This window comes from Microbacterium sp. (assembly GCF_047607465.1).
Classification (GTDB): domain Bacteria; phylum Actinomycetota; class Actinomycetes; order Actinomycetales; family Microbacteriaceae; genus Microbacterium.
In genome coordinates this window covers 37,231-52,463 of the sequence record NZ_JASGCY010000072.1, presented here as the reverse complement: position 1 = coordinate 52,463, position 15,233 = coordinate 37,231, and the positions used below count along the sequence as shown (strand labels likewise).

Here is a 15,233-nt window from a genome sequence, read left to right as displayed (position 1 = left end):
GGTTTCCGTGTACCTGCCGGGCTTCCGCGCGAAACGCAGGACCCAGGTCAGCGCAGGAGGAGGTTGGGCTGCAGCAGGTACTTGAACGAGTCGAGACCCGCCTGATCGACCGAGGTCTGGCTCGTGATGAGGACGGGGCTGAGCTTGTTGGCGTTGTCGCTCGAGGTGAACGTCACGCGCACGAACTCGCTCTTGACCGCACCGAGCGCCTCGGTGAGGTACTGCGGGTTCAGTCCGAGCGTCACCTCGTCACCGCCGCGCAGGATCGCATCGACCGACTCCGAGGCGCGAGCGTGGTCGCTGCCAGACGCGTCCATCGTCACGCTCTCGGCCGAGAACGTGAACCGCAGCGGGGCTGCGCGATCGAGCACGAGCGACACACGGCGCACGGCCTCGATGAGGTCGGCGGTGTTCACGACCGCGTAGTGGTCGGTCTGCTCGGGGAAGAGCCGCCGCACCGGCGGGAAGTTGCCCTTGATCAGCAGCGACGTCACCGTCTTGTTGCCCGCGGTGAACGCGATGATCTCGCGATCGCCCGCACCGGAGAAGGCGATCTGGATCGTGCCGGCGTGCCCGAAGGTCTTGCCGACCTCGACGAGGGTGCGGGCAGGGACCAGAGCGCTGGACTCGACCGCCTCGCCGTCCCACGGCACGTCGCGCAGCGACACGCGATAGCGGTCGGTGGCAACGAGGCTGAGGTTCTGGCCCGCGACTTCGAGCTGCACACCGGTGAGCACGGGGGTGACGTCGTCGCGGGACGCGGCGAAGCCGACCTGGGAGATCGCGGTGCCGAACTCGTCGGCCGGGACCACGCCGCTCGTGCCGGTGACCTCGGGGATCGACGGATACTCCTCGACCGGCATGGCGGCGAGGGTGAAGCGCGCGGATCCGCAGGTCACGGCGATGCTGCCGTCGTCCTCGGCCGCGATCTCGATCGGGGCGTTCGGCAGGCGGCTGGCGATGTCGGAGAGCAGTCGGCCGTGCACGAGGATCGTGCCGGGGGTGTCGACGGTCGCCTCGATCGTGGTGCGCGCAGAGGCCTCGTAGTCGAACGCCGAGAGCGTGAGGCCCGCGGCATCCGCTTCGATCAGCACGCCGGCGAGAATCGGCTGAGGATTGCGCTGCGGGAGCAGCTTGACCACGAAGGAGACCGCTTCGCTGAAGACATCGCGGTTGACCTGAAACCTCACGGGTGCTCCTCGTCGTTCACTCATCGTCGCATCGACGTCGGAATGACACGATGCGATCGCCAGACGCTCGCGTCAGGCGATCCCATGCTAGTCGCATGACGCAAGTGCACCGCTACCCGGTTTCCGATGAGCGATCCACAGCGTCTGGTGATCGGATCGCGCTTACAACAGAATGACTTCTTAACGGTGTTAACAGCTGTGGAAACTGTGGATAAGCCGGTGGAAAGCAGATGCGAGTAGGGAACTACACGCTTGTCAGTTGTGGAATCCCTGAGGAAACCGCGGGTTCGCAGCATCCGACGGCCGGGGGAGGGCACCGGAGTTATCCACAGCTCGTCGCGTCTTCCCCCGGTTCCTCCCGACTCGATTCACATTCATCCACAAGTTATCCACATGTGTGAAAACGCTGCTCGGATGCGTTTTTTCGAGGGCGGAGCGGATGCCGTGGCGCTCAGCGCCGGCCGAGCTGCGTGGTGATCTCCGTCACCTGGTTGTAGATCGAGCGGCGCTCCTTCATGAGATCGCTGATCTTCTTGTACGCGTACATGACCGTGGTGTGATCGCGGTTGCCGAAGAGCTGACCGATCTTGGGCAGGGAGAGGTTCGTGCGCTCGCGGCACAGGTACATCGCGATCTGACGGGCGATGGCGATCTGCTGCGAACGGCTCGATCCGTGCAGGTCGTCGACGGTGAGCTTGAAGTACTGCGCGGTCGCCATGATGATGTCGGTCGGCGAGATGATGTTGTCCTCGGCGGTGTCGACGATGTCGCGCAGCACGGTCTGGGCGAGGGAGATGTCCAGCGCCGAGCGGTTCAGGCTCGCGTAGGCGGAGACGCGGATCAGTGCGCCCTCCAGCTCGCGGATGTTCGAGGAGACCACGGTGGCGATGTATTCGAGCACGTCGTCGGGGATGTGCAGCGACTCGCTCTGCGCCTTCTTGCGGAGGATCGCGATGCGGGTCTCGAGGTCGGGCGCCTGCACGTCGGTGATGAGGCCCCACTCGAATCGACTGCGCATGCGGTCCTCGAAGCCGGTGAGCAGCTTCGGCGCGACATCGCTGGTGATGACCACCTGCTTGTTGTGGTCGTGCAGCGTGTTGAAGGTGTGGAAGAAGGCCTCTTGCGTCTCGGCGCGACCCTGGAGGAACTGGATGTCGTCGATGAGAAGGATGTCGACCTCGCGGTAGCGCGCCTGGAACGCGGCACCGCGGTTGTTCGCGATCGAGTTGATGAAGTCGTTCGTGAACTCCTCGCTGGAGACGTAGCGCACCTTCACCCCTGTGTAGAGGGACTGCGCGTAGTCGCCGATGGCGTGCAGGAGGTGGGTCTTGCCGAGCCCGGAGTCGCCGTAGATGAAGAGCGGGTTGTATGCCTTGGCCGGTGCTTCGGCGACCGCGACGGCTGCGGCGTGGGCGAAGCGGTTGGACTGGCCGATGACGAAGTTGTCGAAGGTGTACTTCGGGTTCAGACGCGACTCGTGACGGATCGGCGTGGGCTGCTCGTTGGTGGAGTCCGACCGCTGCGGCTCCTGGCGGGCATAGTCCGGAACAGCGATCGGCGCGGTGGGCTGCTCGGCGAGCTCGTGGTTGACCACGACGCGGTAGGACGTGACCTCGTCGCCGATGTGCGCGAGGGCTTCCATGATCGACGGACGCAGGCGCTTGTTGATCTGCGCGGCGGTGAGATCGTTGGGCACTTCGAGGTAGAGCGTGGCCGCCATCACGCCCGCCGGCACGGCGAGGCTCAGGAAGCCCTGCAGCTGCGGCGTGACCCGTTCGTCGGATTCGAGGAGCTCCTGCACGGCGCTCCAGATCGGGACGTCGGGCTGGGCGGGTGTGGACATGACGCTCCAGGGCGGGCTCGATGAGGGATGCCGTGATGCCGCGTCCCCTGTGGATAACTTCGGATGCCACGGTAGTCATCCCCGCTTCGATCGGCAACCCGCCGCGGGAAATCAGGCGGGAACTCGCCTCCTCCATCGGCGTGCCGGTTGTGGATAAGGCGTGTGCGCCGAGGATCCACCAGAACCCCGGCGCAGTGCGTGTTCTCCGGTCATCCGTCATCCGTCATGCCGCCCCCTGAGTGTCTGCTCGCCATCCGCACAATGTCGGTTCGGCCTACCCGGGTTGTGGTTGTTCGCTGATCCAGGCGGCTTACCCCGAGGTCGACAGGGCGCCAGCCGGTGGGTACTGATGGGCGGTCCGGATCGGGATCGATTTGCCCCCGCAGACGAGGTGACGTAGTCTTAATCGGTTGACTTATGCCATTTTGGCAGTTCCATATATTGTCTCCGGTCGCAGCGAATCCGGTGACAGCCACCCCGGAGTGATCCCATGAGCAAGCGCACCTTCCAGCCCAACAACCGCCGTCGTGCCAAGAAGCACGGTTTCCGTGCCCGCATGCGCACCCGCGCCGGCCGCGCGATCCTCTCGGCTCGCCGCGCGAAGGGCCGCGTCGAGCTCTCCGCTTAAGACGCTGTGCTCGCCCGCCCGTATCGGCTGACTCGCGGCAGCGACTATCGACTGGTCGTTCGCCGCGGTTCTCGTTGCGGTGGCGCGCGCGTCGTGACCTCGATGCTGTCGACGGGCGAGAGCAGAGCCCCGCGGTTCGGGTTCATCATCAGCAAGCAGGTGGGCACCGCTGTGGTGCGCAACACCGTGCGTCGGCGACTCAAAGCCGTCTGCGCGGGGGCGCTCCCGCGTGTCCCCGAGGGCACGGATGTCGTCATCCGTGCCCTTCCCGCATCCGCCACCGCGTCCTTCGCTGAGCTCAGCGCCGATGTGAGCCGGTGCCTCGCCCGGCTCGAGCGGATGCCGACATGAGCGCGTTGCCTGCCACGTCGATCGGGACGGGGCGGATGCAGGCACGAGACGTCGTGCGCAGCATCCCGCTTCTCCCCCGCAATCTGGTGCTCGGCTTCCTCACCGCCTACCGCGCGGTCATCTCGCCGCTGTACGGAGACGTGTGCGCGTACTACCCGTCGTGCTCGGCTTACGCTGTAGGTGCGGTGCAGCAGCACGGCGCCGCCCGCGGAACCGCGATGTCGGTCTGGCGGATCCTCCGCTGCAATCCCTGGACGCGCGGAGGCGTCGACGACGTCCGTCCGCACGAACACTTCCGATACGACCTGACCGCCCGCGGTTTCGTCATCCCTGCCCGAAAGGACTGACCAGTGGGTCTTGACCTCCTGATCGCTGCGGCCACGCCGTCGCCGACGACCGACGCATCCGGCGGCTTCGACCTCATTGGCACTCTGCTCTGGCCGCTGAAGTGGCTGGTCGAGCTCGTGCTCGTCGCGTGGCACTGGCTGCTGACGGTCGTCGGCCTCGCTGCCGACAGCGGACTGACCTGGGTGCTGTCGATCGTCGGTCTCGTCATCGTCGTGCGCGCGGCTCTCATCCCGCTGTTCGTGAAGCAGATCAAGAGCCAGCGAAAGATGATGGAAATTGCTCCTGAACTGCGAAAAGTCCAGGAGAAGTACCGCGGTAAGAAGGATCAGCTCAGCCGTGAGGCGATGAGCCGCGAGACCATGGCGCTGTACAAGAAGCACGGCACGACGCCGATGTCGAGCTGCCTTCCGCTGCTCGTGCAGATGCCGATCTTCTTCTCGCTGTACAGCGTGCTCAACGACGTGACCAAGCACGCCAAGAGCGGCATCGGCGGGGTGGGCCTACTCAGCCCCGAGCTCACGCAGGAGTTCTACAACGCCAAGCTCTTCGGTGTGGCCTCGCTGCACGAGACTCTCGGCAACGCGGTCGACGCGCAGAACACGACCGCCATCATCATCCTCGTCACCCTCGTGGTGCTGATGATTGCCTCCCAGTTCTTCACGCAGCTGCAGATCATCTCGAAGAACCTGTCGCCTGAAGCCAAGACCGGCCAGGCGTACCAGATGCAGAAGATCATGCTCTACGTGCTGCCGCTGGGCTTCATCTTCTCGGGTGTGTTCTTCCCCCTCGGCGTCGTCATCTACTGGTTCATCTCGAACCTGTGGACGATGGGCCAGCAGTTCCTCGTCATCCGTGAGATGCCGACGCCCGGTTCCGAAGCGGCCAAGGCCCGTGAAGAGCGTCTTGCCCGCAAGGGCAAGGCCATCAACTCCGACGGCAAGGTCGTGCCGATCTCCGTCTACGAGGCGGAGCAGCAGCGTCTGCTCGAGGCTGCGGAGAAGGCCAAGGCCGAAGCCCCGAAGCGGCAGCAGCCGGTGAGCAAGAAGCGAGCGAAGAAGAAGGGGCCAGGCGCATGAGCGAGAACACGACCGACCGGACGGCAGATCCGACGCAGGCCGACCTCGAGAACGAGGGAGACGTCGCGGCGGACTACCTCGAAGAGCTCCTCGACATCGCCGACATCGATGGAGATCTGAACCTCGATGTGAGGCAGGGACGTGCCTATGTCTCGGTCGAGTCCGAAGACGGCAGTCTCGCCCTGCTCTCAGCGCCCGACACCGTGCAGGCTCTGCAGGAGCTGACGCGGCTCGCGGTGCAGAACAAGACCGGTGCGTTCTCGCGCCTGATCCTCGACGTCGGTGGTTCGCGTGACGCGCGTCGTCGTCAGCTCGAGAAGCTGGTCGACGCTGCGGGCGCCAGGCTCGACGAGGGATCCACGCAGGCGTCGCTGCCGGCGATGTCGAGCTACGAGCGTAAGCTCGTGCACGATATCGCGGCCGAGCGCGGTCTCGTGTCGGAGTCGTACGGCGAAGGTGCTGACCGGCACACCGTTCTGCGTCGGCGCTGATCTCCGATGACGGAGGATGCTGCTCAGCTCGAGGCAGAGCCCGCTGTCGCTCAGGAGCTGTTCGGTGCGCGGATCGATCTCGCCCGCCGGTTCACTGAGGAGCTCGCCCGTGAGGGCGAGGAGCGCGGTCTCATCGGTCCGCTGGAATTGCCGCGTCTGTGGACCCGGCACATTCTGAACAGCGCGATCGCCGCGCCACTGTTCGCCGGTCGTGTGGCTGATATCGGGTCCGGGGCGGGGCTTCCAGGGTTGGTACTGGCTATCGCGCGTCCGGACGTGGAGTGGACCCTCGTGGAGCCGATGGAGCGTCGGGTCACCTGGCTGAACGAGCAGGTGGCCGCTCTGGGGCTCGATAATGTCGAGGTGCTGCGCGCGCGCGCCGAGGAGGTGCGTCGGCCCGAAGGGTTCGACGTGGTCACCGCACGGGCGGTGAGCGCTCTGAAGACGCTGATTCCGATCACTGCTCCGCTGGTGCGCAATGGGGGAGAGCTCGCCTTCCTCAAAGGCTTGAACGTGGCGAACGAGATCGACGCCGCGCGGAAGGTGATCAAGAAGTTCCGTCTTTCGGACGTGCGCGTCGAAGTGCTCGGAGAAGGCGTGCTGGACGAGACGACGAGGGTTCTCCGCGCCACCGTTCGCTGATGTTTCACGTGAAACATCCGTATGTTCCGGGTTGCTGCGCTCCCTCGCTCAATGACCGGAGGTCACAACTACGGCGTGTTTCACGTGAAACATCAACCCTCGGTCGCTGCGCTCCCTCGCTCAACAACCGAGCCTCCGTCAGGCAACGTCAGTCGTTGCGGTTAGAGTGGAACCCGGCCCGAAAGGAGTGGATGTTTCACGTGAAACAGTCCGAAACGCAATCGCCGAACACCTTCGGGATGGATACCCCGCTCGCGCGGGAACTCGCCGACCTCACGGCCCGCCGCAAGCACCTCGAGAGCGTGACCGTCGAGTTCGGTGGCGAGTCCCGTGTGCTGACGGTCTCGAACCAGAAGGGCGGCGTCGGCAAGACCACGACCGCCGTGAACATCGCCTCCGCTCTCGCAGGACTGGGTGCCAAAGTCATCGTGATCGATCTCGACCCGCAGGGCAACGCCTCCACGGCACTCGGCATCATCCACACAACTGACATCTCGAGCATCTACGACGTGCTGATCAACGATCTCCCACTGAGGGACATCGTGCAGCAGAGCCCGGAGAACGAGAATCTCCTCTGCGCGCCGAGCACCATCCACCTCGCGGGCGCCGAGATCGAGCTCGTCGCGCAAGTGGCCCGCGAACACCGGCTTCGCCGCGCACTGGACGACTATCTCGAGTCGTCGCCCGTGGACTTCGTCATCATCGACTGCCCGCCCTCGCTCGGGCTGCTCACCATCAACGCCTTCACGGCGGCATCCGAGGTCTTCATCCCCATCCAGTGCGAGTACTACGCACTCGAGGGCCTCAGCCAGCTTCTCGGCAGCATCCAGATGATCCAGAAGCACCTGAACCCCAGCCTGCACCTCTCCACCATCCTGCTGACGATGTTCGACGGGCGCACCCGTCTCGCGCACCAGGTGGCCGAGGAGGTGCGCACGCACTTTCCGACGCAGGTCCTCGAGACGGTGATCCCACGCAACGTGCGGGTCTCGGAGGCGCCGAGCTTCGGTCAGACCGTGATCGCCTACGATGGGCAGTCCGCCGGCGCCGTCGCGTACCGCGAAGCCGCTGTCGAGATCGCGTCTCGCAAGACGCAGAGCAAGGAGAGATGATGGCGAAGCGCACTGGATTGGGTCGGGGTATCAGCGCTCTCATCCCCACGGCCGATCAGTCCGAGCGTCCCGTGGACGTGTTCTTCCCCGGGGCTTCGATCCAGAGGATCGAGGAGACCTCGCAGGAGACGACGGATGCCGAGGCCGAGCTCGCGGCGATCCCCGGCATCCAGCTCATCGACGTCGACCCGAACGAGATCGTCCCGAACCCGCGCCAGCCGCGCACGAACTTCGACCCCGAGGACCTCGCCGAGCTGGTGCACAGCGTGCGCGAGTTCGGGGTCATGCAGCCCGTCGTCGTGCGCAAGAACTCCGCGGGCGAGTACGAGCTCATCATGGGTGAGCGCCGCACCCGTGCTGCCCGCGAGGCCGGCCTCACATCGATCCCCGCGGTCGTGCGCGATACCGCGGACGAGAACCTGCTGCGCGATGCCCTGCTCGAGAACCTGCACCGTTCGGAGCTCAACCCGCTCGAAGAGGCCTCGGCGTACCAGCAGCTGTTGGAGGATTTCGGCATCACGCAGGAGGAGCTCGCGACGCGGATCGGACGCTCGCGCCCCCGCATCAGCAATACGATCCGCCTGCTGAAGCTGCCCGTCCCCGTGCAGCAGCGGGTGGCGGCTGGCGTGCTCAGCGCAGGTCACGCCCGTGCGATCCTCAGCCTCGACGACCCTGAGGCGATGCAGCGTCTCGCCGACAAGGTCGTCAACGAAGACCTGTCGGTTCGTGCCACCGAGGTCGCGGCGAAGGCCGCGCCGACATCGTCGACGCGCGGCACCAAGCCGACGCCGGGCGCCCGGCGAGCCTACCTCGATGAGATCGCCGGCAAGCTGGGCGACCGCCTCAACACCCGCGTGAAGATCGCGCTCGGGGCGAGGAAAGGCCAGGTCACCATCGAATTCTCTTCGATCCAGGATCTGAACCGCATCCTCGACGAGCTCGGCGAAGAGGGTTTCGGACGCGGATGATCCGCCGCTGACGTGCGCACAGATCTGGACTCACCTCATCCGCAACGACGAGGAGAGTCGCAGAGCAGGCGCGCGGAGCAGACGTAGGCTGGAAGCATGACAGAGCACGTTCCCCGCCGCGCCAGCCTCGAGGTGCTGCGCGCCGAGGCGTCGGACGAGCTCGCGGTGCTGATCCAGGAGCGGCTGCGCGCGGGGGAGGACCCCTGGGAGTTCATGGAGGACCTGCCAAGCGTCGACGAGCTCGTGGTCTACCTGCTGCGCGCCGACAACATCGCGGCGAACGACGGTGTGCGACCGAACGAGACGCGTCACTACCGGGTGCTGCGTCAGATCGCGATCGAGTACCCCGAGCTGACCCCGGCCGTCTGGGGACTGCTGGGGGAGCGGAACCGGTACCGCCGCTGGGATCCGACGGTCGCTTCCTGACACCACGCGAAAGGGCCGCCGCCTCGGAAGAGACGACGGCCCCGAAGAAGCGGATGCTCAGCCGATGAACGCGGCGAGGTCCTGCTCGAGGGCGAACTTCGGCTTGGCGCCGATGATGCTCTGCTTGACTTCGCCACCGACGAACACCTTCATCGCGGGGATCGAGGTGATCTGGTACTGCATCGCCAGCTGCGGGTTCTCGTCGACGTTGAGCTTGAGGATGGTGATCTTCTCGGCGTTCTCCGACTGGATCTCATCGAGGACGGGCGCGACCATGCGGCACGGGCCGCACCATTCGGCCCAGAAGTCCACCAGCACCGGTCCTTCGGCTGCGAGGACGTCCTGCACCCAGGTGGCCTCGCTCGTCGCCTTTGCGCTCATCAGAGTCTCTCCTTGATCGTTCGCTTTGCCCGTTGCAACAGCGGGCGGGGTGGTTGTGTTCCCGCGGCCTCAGGCCGTGATGATCTCCGCAGCCTCTGCGGTAGGGACGTCCGCAGAGGCATCATCGAAATCCGCGAGGAAGTGCTCCGCGTCCAGCGCCGCGACGGTGCCTGAGCCGGCCGCGGTGATCGCCTGGCGGTAGGTCGGGTCGATGACATCGCCCGCCGCGAAGACGCCGGGGACCGAGGTCTTCGACGAGCGGCCGTCGACACGGATGGTGCCCTCGGCGGTGAGCTCGAGCTTGTCGTGCACGAGGTGCGTGCGCGGGTCGTTGCCGATCGCGATGAAGACGCCGTCGAGGGGCAGGTCGCTGAGGGCGCCGTCGACCGTACTGCGCAGCTGCACGCCGGTGACGGTGTCGCCGCCGAGGATCGCGGCGACTTCGCTGTTCCAGACGAACTCGATCTTCTCGTTCGCGAAGGCGCGCTCCTGCATGATCTTCGAGGCGCGCAGCGTGTCCTTGCGGTGGATGACGTAAACCTTCTCGGCGAAGCGGGTGAGGAAGGTCGCCTCCTCCATCGCCGAGTCGCCGCCGCCGACGACGGCGATCGTCTTCTCGCGGAAGAAGAAGCCGTCGCAGGTGGCGCACCATGAGACCCCGTATCCGGAGAGGCGCTCCTCGCCCTCGACGCCGAGCTTGCGATAGGCGGATCCGGTTGCGTAGATGAGCGCGCGGGTCTCGTGCACGGCGCCCGAGCCGAGGGTGACGGTCTTCACCGGGCCGTTCAGGTCGAGCGAGGTGACATCGTCGTAGAGCACCTCGGTGCCGAACTTCTCGGCCTGCTCCTGCAGTTTGGCCATGAGCTCTGGCCCCTGGATGCCCTCAGGGAAGCCGGGGTAGTTCTCGACCTCGGTCGTGTTCATCAGCTCGCCGCCGACCTCGACCGAGCTCGCGATGAGCAGCGGCTTGAGGTTCGCGCGAGCCGCATAGATGGCGGCGGTGAACCCAGCGGGGCCGGAGCCGATGATGATGACCTGGCGCATGTGCTCTCTCTCTTCCCCGAACAGTCCCCGAACGGGGCTACGGATGCTTCAACCCATGGTAGCCGCGTCGCATTCCGTGCTCTCGATCCGGGCTGGCCAGTCCATCGCCGCGCTCGGCTGTCTGTGGACAACTCGGGCCGGGTGTCCCCGCATCCGGCTACCGTCGCCCTATGAGCCTGACATCTTCCATGCATGCAGAAGTGCATGCTATCGTCGGCGACATGGTCGCCATCCAGGTGCGCGACGTTCCGGAGAGCATCCGAGACGATCTGGCGCGCGAGGCGAGGGCCAGGGGGCTCTCGCTGCAGGCGCTGCTGCGTGAGATGCTCGAGCGCGAAGCGCGCAGGGCTCGCAACCGCGAGTTCCTGCGGACGTACAACCCGCCGGAACGGAACTCCCGGGCAGAGCCCTTCGATGTCCCCGCATACCTCGACGAGCAGCACGAGGCGCGTGCGGAGAGGATCCTCGGCTCAGACAGGCGCGAGCCGCCAGCACCGGGTTCTCCGTCGTGATCGTCGTCGATGCCTCTGCGATCGTGGAACTGATCACGGATGATCACGGGCTCCACGCCGTCGTGCGCGACCACCTCCTCGAGGCGGATGACGTGGTCGGGCCCGAGCACGTCATCATCGACGCGGCCAGTGCGCTGCGCGGAATGTGGCTGGGTGGAATCAGCTCCTACGAGATCTTCCGGAGCGACCTGGCCGTGCTCTCGGCGCTGGAGATCGAGACCCGGCCCGATGTCGCCCTCCTGCCGCGCATACATGAACTCGCGCACAACATGACGCCGTACGACGCCGCGTACGTCGCGCTCGCCGAGGTGCTCGACTGCCCGTTGCTCACGCTCGACCGCAAGTACGCTCGGGTGCCGAACCTCACCATCGACATCCGTGAGGCCGTCACCCCGTGACCCGCCCTCAGCGCCCCGGCAGGAAGCGGCGCAGCATCCGGGTGCCCGCCGACAACTCCGGCGCGCGCAGCATCATCAGCACGATCACATAGACGATCACGACGACGAGGCCGATGACACCGGTGCCGACGGCCCCGAGCAGCCGGTCGAGGAAGTTCGCCCCGGTGTCGCCGGCGCTCCATCCGCCGACGGCTCCGAGCGCGAGGTACACGCCCCAGCCGGCGAAGCCGGCGGGAACCGCGGCCAGGGCGAAGCGCCCCAGTGACAGCAGCGTCTGCGGCAGTTCGAGGCCGCCGAGGCGGTTGCGCAGGATCCAGATGGCGATGACCGTCTGCACGATCCCCGCGACGGATTGGCCGAGGGCGATCGATGCCGCGAGCTGCTCGACCGGGGCGACGGCGCCCGCGATCAGCGAGAAGACGACGATGAGGGCGACCTGGGCCAGGGTGAAGAAGAAGGGCGTGCGGGTGTCGCCGTACGCGTAGAACGTGCGCTGCACGATGAAAAGCAGCGCCAGCGGCAGGAGCCCGACGAGGTAGCAGACGAGCACGGGGGCGGCGAGCACCGCCTCCTGCACAGACCCGGTGAAGATGCGCGAGGCCGGTACGGCGGCGACGGCCAGGGCGACGCCGGAGCCGACGATGAACAGCGAGATCACCCGGATGCAGCGGGCGACGTCTCCGCGGACCTCGGTGTCGCGTTTCTCAGCCGCGTGCTCGGCGATCTGGGTGAAGTAGGGGGTGCCGATGGAGATCGCGAAGATCGAGTACGGCAGCATGAACACGAGCCACGCGGCCATCATCACGGTCGACGAGGCGTGGCCGGTCGCCTCGGAGACGACACGGGTCTGCACCCACCCCGCGAGCTGTCCGGCGATCACCATGAGGAAGGTCCACCCGGCGAGCGTCCCGACGCCCCGCAGACCAACGCCGCGCCACTGGAAGTCCGGACGCAGCGACAGGCCAGTGCGCCGCCAGGCGAACAGCAGCAATCCCGCCTGCACGGCGATGCCGAGCGTCGCCGTCGCGCCCATGACGGCGATCATCGTCGGATCCCACATGTGCACCCGGTTGCGGTTCTCGCCGAACAGCGCGATGAAGACCAGGAAGCCGACGATAGAGACGATGTTGTTGGCGACGGGCGACCACGTGTACGGCCCGAACACCTTCTTGGCGTTCAGCGTCTCGCCGATGAGCGCGTACAGGCCGTAGAAGAAGATCTGCGGCAGGCACCAGTAGGCGAACGCCGTGGCGAGGGCGACCTGGTCGTGATCCCAGCCGGAAGTGTAGAGCGCGATGAGCAGGGGAGCAGCGATCATCGCGACGGCGGTGGCGGAGAGGAAGACCAGCGTCCCCAGCGTGAAGAGCTTCGAGATGTACGCCCTGCCCCCGTCGGGGTGGGCGCCAGCGCGGATGATCTGCGGGATGATGACGGCCGTGAGGACCCCGGTCTGGATGATCGTGAAGACGTTGTTGGGCAGCTGGTTGGCGATGCTGAACGCGTCGCTGGCCTCGCCGAAGCTGCCGATCGCGGCGAGCAGCACGATCGTGCGCACGAGCCCCGTGATGCGCGAGACGAGGGTGCCGGCGCCGAGGAGGGCGCTGGCTCGGCCGAGACCGCTCACGTCGATTCCTCGCTCGTCGAGGGATCGGATGCCGTGCCGGCCTCTTCCGCTCCGGCATCCGGGTTCTCACCGGCATCCGCTCCTCGGCGGCGCAGGATCGTGCGCACGACGCCGAGTACGAGGAGCACGACGATGAGCCCGCCGAAGACGGCGAGGCCGATGCCCTCCCACTCGGCGCGCACCGCGACGCGCACCGACTGCTGGTCGCCGAGCGGCACACCGGTGGGGCTCGCGAGCGAGAGCCGCAGATCGAGCTCGCCGCTGCCGACGCGCGCCGACACCGGGACCTTGACCCGGGTGGTGGTCCCCGCCGGGATCGTCGCGGTCGTCACGCGCTGCACTTCGAGCCGCGGGTCGTTCGGGGCCGCCGAGAGCACGACGTTCACCGGCCATGGGAGGTCGTTGCGCACCGCGAAGGGCAGGTCAGCATTCGCCGTGAGCAGCTGGATCGCACTGGATTCCTGGATGCCGACGGCATCGAGCGTTGTCCGCGTGGCCTCGCGGTGGGCGATGAGCGCGTCCTCGGCCTTCGTGCTCCCCAGCCCGACGCGGATGGTGCGCATGATGCGGATGCGTTCGGAGGCGAGCAGCATCTGCGGGTCATCGAGCACCGTCGCGAACTGGCTGAGAGCCCGCTCGTCGTCGAGCAGCGCGTGCAGCGCAGGGCTCCGGTCGTCGGACGATTCGGCCTTGAGCGTGGCGGCGCTCGCGGGCACGGCGCGCAGCGAGGTCAGGTCGACGCCGGGGGTATCGGCGGTGGCGACGGCGGCGCGCAGCGCGGCCGCGGTGCGCGTCTCATCGCGATCGAGGCCGACGGCGAGGGGAGTGCCCGAGACCTGCGCCTCCAGGAAGAGGTAGGCATTGGCTGCGGCGAGAGAGCGCGTGCGGGCGTCGGCATCGGGCTCGGCGGCGGCGTCGGAGAGCGCGTCGGATGCCTCCGCGTCCGTCACGAGCACCTGCCCGTCGGCGACGACGGCGTGGCTGGGGGCGTCGCCCTCGAAGGCGCTCGTCGAGAGGATCACCTCGGCGCCGCCGGGGGTGTAACTCCGCATCTCCGCGAGGTCTTCGGCCGTGACATCGGGCCGCGGCCACAGCAGATCCTCCTCGGCGCCGCTGATCGCGGTCAGCGCGACGTCGTCGGGCAGCACCGGGTCGTCTGCGGGAGCGGGGGAGGGCGTCGGGGCGATGGTCGCCGACCCGTTGGCGGCGAAGTGCGCCGGGTCGAGGAAGGTTCGAAGCGTCGTTGGAGCCAGCGCAGAGGGAAGGTCCGCCTGGGCCTGCGTGGTCGGGTCGGCGTCGCCGAGCTGCAGCGCGAAGCGCTGGTTGGACAGGTTCTCGAGCCGGTCGAGCCAATCGATGGCGGTGCTGGGTGCGGCGGTGCCGAGCACGCGGATCGCGGCGACGATGGCGGGGTCCACTCCGAGCACCGCCGAGGTTCCGGAGACGCCGTCGAGCTGGGCGGTGAGGTCGCCGTCCGCGGCGGTCAGCTCGGTGAGCTCGTCGGCGCTGAGCAGGGCGGCGGAGTCCGCGGGGGTCGCCGTGATCGGCACGAACACCGTGACCTGGGGGCGCGCGTCCGTCGCGATCACGAGCACGCTGGTGGCCTCGGCGGAGTCGGCGGCGGCGGTCAGTTCTGCGCGCAGCGGGTACACCCCGGGGGCGAGGTCGGCGAGCAGATCCTGCGGGACGATGATGCTCGCCGTCGCGCGCGCGCCGGCATCCACCGCTGTCATGCTGTCGCTGCCGATGGCGTCGAACGACCCTTCGGCCTCGCCGTCGGCGAGCCAGGCGGCGACGTCGTCGTCGTCGATGAGCGGGGTGCGGTTGAGTTCGATGAGCACGTCGCCGGGCGCCAGAGCGGTCTCGGCGTCGTTGTGCACCGTGACGGATGCCGTCGTCGGCAGACCACCCGAGACCACGCCGTTCGCCCCCGCCGTGAGGTGCAGCACTGGGGCCGACGCCTCGTCGGTCTCGCCGTACGCCGACGAGGCGACCGCCGTCGCTCCCAGCGTCATCGCGAGCACCGCGGCGGCACCGGCGACGCGCACGCGGAGGCCTCGGCTGCGGTGCGGGCGGAGCGGGACGAGATGCGCGGAGGAGGTCACGGTGATGGGGGGCTTTCCCGAGCGTCCGAGAGGCGCCGCTCGTGTGCTGACCTTGTGATTCTAGGGCGCGGCGCAGGGGAGTTCTCTGAAGACG

17 protein-coding genes are annotated in these 15,233 nt (G+C 67.2%); 11 read left to right on the top strand and 6 right to left on the bottom strand.

The window, feature by feature from the left end; all coding sequences use genetic code 11:
- Positions 1-47 precede the first annotated feature (47 nt).
- Both dnaN and dnaA read right to left on the bottom strand, forming a co-directional pair.
- Complete coding sequence (gene dnaN / locus QM568_RS10490; RefSeq protein ID WP_415138556.1) at positions 48-1,190, bottom strand: DNA polymerase III subunit beta; 1,143 nt, start codon at positions 1,188-1,190, stop codon at positions 48-50.
- A gap of 451 nt (positions 1,191-1,641) precedes the next feature.
- Complete coding sequence (dnaA, locus tag QM568_RS10485) at positions 1,642-3,033, bottom strand: chromosomal replication initiator protein DnaA (protein WP_415138554.1); 1,392 nt, start codon at positions 3,031-3,033, stop codon at positions 1,642-1,644.
- A gap of 490 nt (positions 3,034-3,523) precedes the next feature.
- Here dnaA and rpmH point away from each other — a divergent pair, with 490 nt between their 5' ends.
- From rpmH to QM568_RS10440, 9 genes are all read left to right on the top strand, one after another.
- Positions 3,524-3,661: a 50S ribosomal protein L34 gene (gene rpmH, locus QM568_RS10480; RefSeq protein ID WP_067196091.1), complete on the top strand. Its 138-nt coding sequence runs from the start codon at positions 3,524-3,526 to the stop codon at positions 3,659-3,661.
- A gap of 6 nt (positions 3,662-3,667) precedes the next feature.
- Positions 3,668-4,012, top strand: a complete 345-nt coding sequence (gene rnpA, locus QM568_RS10475) for a ribonuclease P protein component (RefSeq protein WP_415138552.1) — start codon at positions 3,668-3,670, stop codon at positions 4,010-4,012.
- Complete coding sequence (gene yidD / locus QM568_RS10470; protein WP_415138550.1) at positions 4,009-4,359, top strand: membrane protein insertion efficiency factor YidD; 351 nt, start codon at positions 4,009-4,011, stop codon at positions 4,357-4,359. The genes rnpA and yidD overlap by 4 nt, the downstream gene beginning before the upstream one ends.
- Before the next feature lie 3 nt (positions 4,360-4,362).
- Complete coding sequence (gene yidC, locus QM568_RS10465; RefSeq protein ID WP_415138548.1) at positions 4,363-5,436, top strand: membrane protein insertase YidC; 1,074 nt, start codon at positions 4,363-4,365, stop codon at positions 5,434-5,436.
- Entirely contained in the window at positions 5,433-5,927 is a 495-nt protein-coding gene (locus QM568_RS10460) for a protein jag (protein ID WP_415138546.1), read from the top strand. The genes yidC and QM568_RS10460 overlap by 4 nt, the downstream gene beginning before the upstream one ends.
- Before the next feature lie 6 nt (positions 5,928-5,933).
- A complete protein-coding gene (gene rsmG, locus QM568_RS10455) occupies positions 5,934-6,569 on the top strand; it encodes a 16S rRNA (guanine(527)-N(7))-methyltransferase RsmG (protein ID WP_415138544.1) in 636 nt (211 codons plus the stop codon).
- 191 nt (positions 6,570-6,760) lie between these two features.
- Complete coding sequence (locus QM568_RS10450) at positions 6,761-7,681, top strand: ParA family protein (RefSeq protein WP_415138542.1); 921 nt, start codon at positions 6,761-6,763, stop codon at positions 7,679-7,681.
- Complete coding sequence (locus tag QM568_RS10445) at positions 7,681-8,649, top strand: ParB/RepB/Spo0J family partition protein (RefSeq protein ID WP_415138540.1); 969 nt, start codon at positions 7,681-7,683, stop codon at positions 8,647-8,649. Before QM568_RS10450 ends, QM568_RS10445 begins: the two co-directional genes overlap by 1 nt.
- A 96-nt stretch (positions 8,650-8,745) precedes the next feature.
- Positions 8,746-9,075: a tryptophan synthase subunit alpha gene (locus tag QM568_RS10440; protein WP_415138538.1), complete on the top strand. Its 330-nt coding sequence runs from the start codon at positions 8,746-8,748 to the stop codon at positions 9,073-9,075.
- A 57-nt stretch (positions 9,076-9,132) separates the two neighbouring features.
- On the opposite strand, the gene trxA is transcribed toward QM568_RS10440, so the two are convergent.
- Together trxA and trxB are read right to left on the bottom strand one after the other, a co-directional pair.
- Positions 9,133-9,456, bottom strand: a complete 324-nt coding sequence (gene trxA / locus QM568_RS10435) for a thioredoxin (protein WP_415138536.1) — start codon at positions 9,454-9,456, stop codon at positions 9,133-9,135.
- A 69-nt stretch (positions 9,457-9,525) separates the two neighbouring features.
- The gene (trxB, locus tag QM568_RS10430; protein WP_415138534.1) at positions 9,526-10,500 is read right to left on the bottom strand and encodes a thioredoxin-disulfide reductase; all 975 of its coding nucleotides are present in this window, start codon (positions 10,498-10,500) and stop codon (positions 9,526-9,528) included.
- A gap of 170 nt (positions 10,501-10,670) precedes the next feature.
- Here trxB and QM568_RS10425 point away from each other — a divergent pair, with 170 nt between their 5' ends.
- Both QM568_RS10425 and QM568_RS10420 read left to right on the top strand, forming a co-directional pair.
- Positions 10,671-11,012, top strand: a complete 342-nt coding sequence (locus tag QM568_RS10425; RefSeq protein WP_415138532.1) for a hypothetical protein — start codon at positions 10,671-10,673, stop codon at positions 11,010-11,012.
- Entirely contained in the window at positions 11,009-11,410 is a 402-nt protein-coding gene (locus tag QM568_RS10420) for a type II toxin-antitoxin system VapC family toxin (RefSeq protein WP_415138530.1), read from the top strand. Before QM568_RS10425 ends, QM568_RS10420 begins: the two co-directional genes overlap by 4 nt.
- A 7-nt stretch (positions 11,411-11,417) precedes the next feature.
- Here the strand turns inward: QM568_RS10420 and murJ are convergent, their stop codons facing one another.
- Together murJ and QM568_RS10410 are read right to left on the bottom strand one after the other, a co-directional pair.
- Positions 11,418-13,034 (bottom strand): murein biosynthesis integral membrane protein MurJ, encoded by a 1,617-nt coding sequence (gene murJ / locus QM568_RS10415; protein ID WP_415138528.1) that lies wholly within the window; start codon positions 13,032-13,034, stop codon positions 11,418-11,420.
- Complete coding sequence (locus tag QM568_RS10410; RefSeq protein WP_415138526.1) at positions 13,031-15,139, bottom strand: DUF6049 family protein; 2,109 nt, start codon at positions 15,137-15,139, stop codon at positions 13,031-13,033. Before QM568_RS10410 ends, murJ begins: the two co-directional genes overlap by 4 nt.
- Positions 15,140-15,233 lie beyond the last annotated feature (94 nt).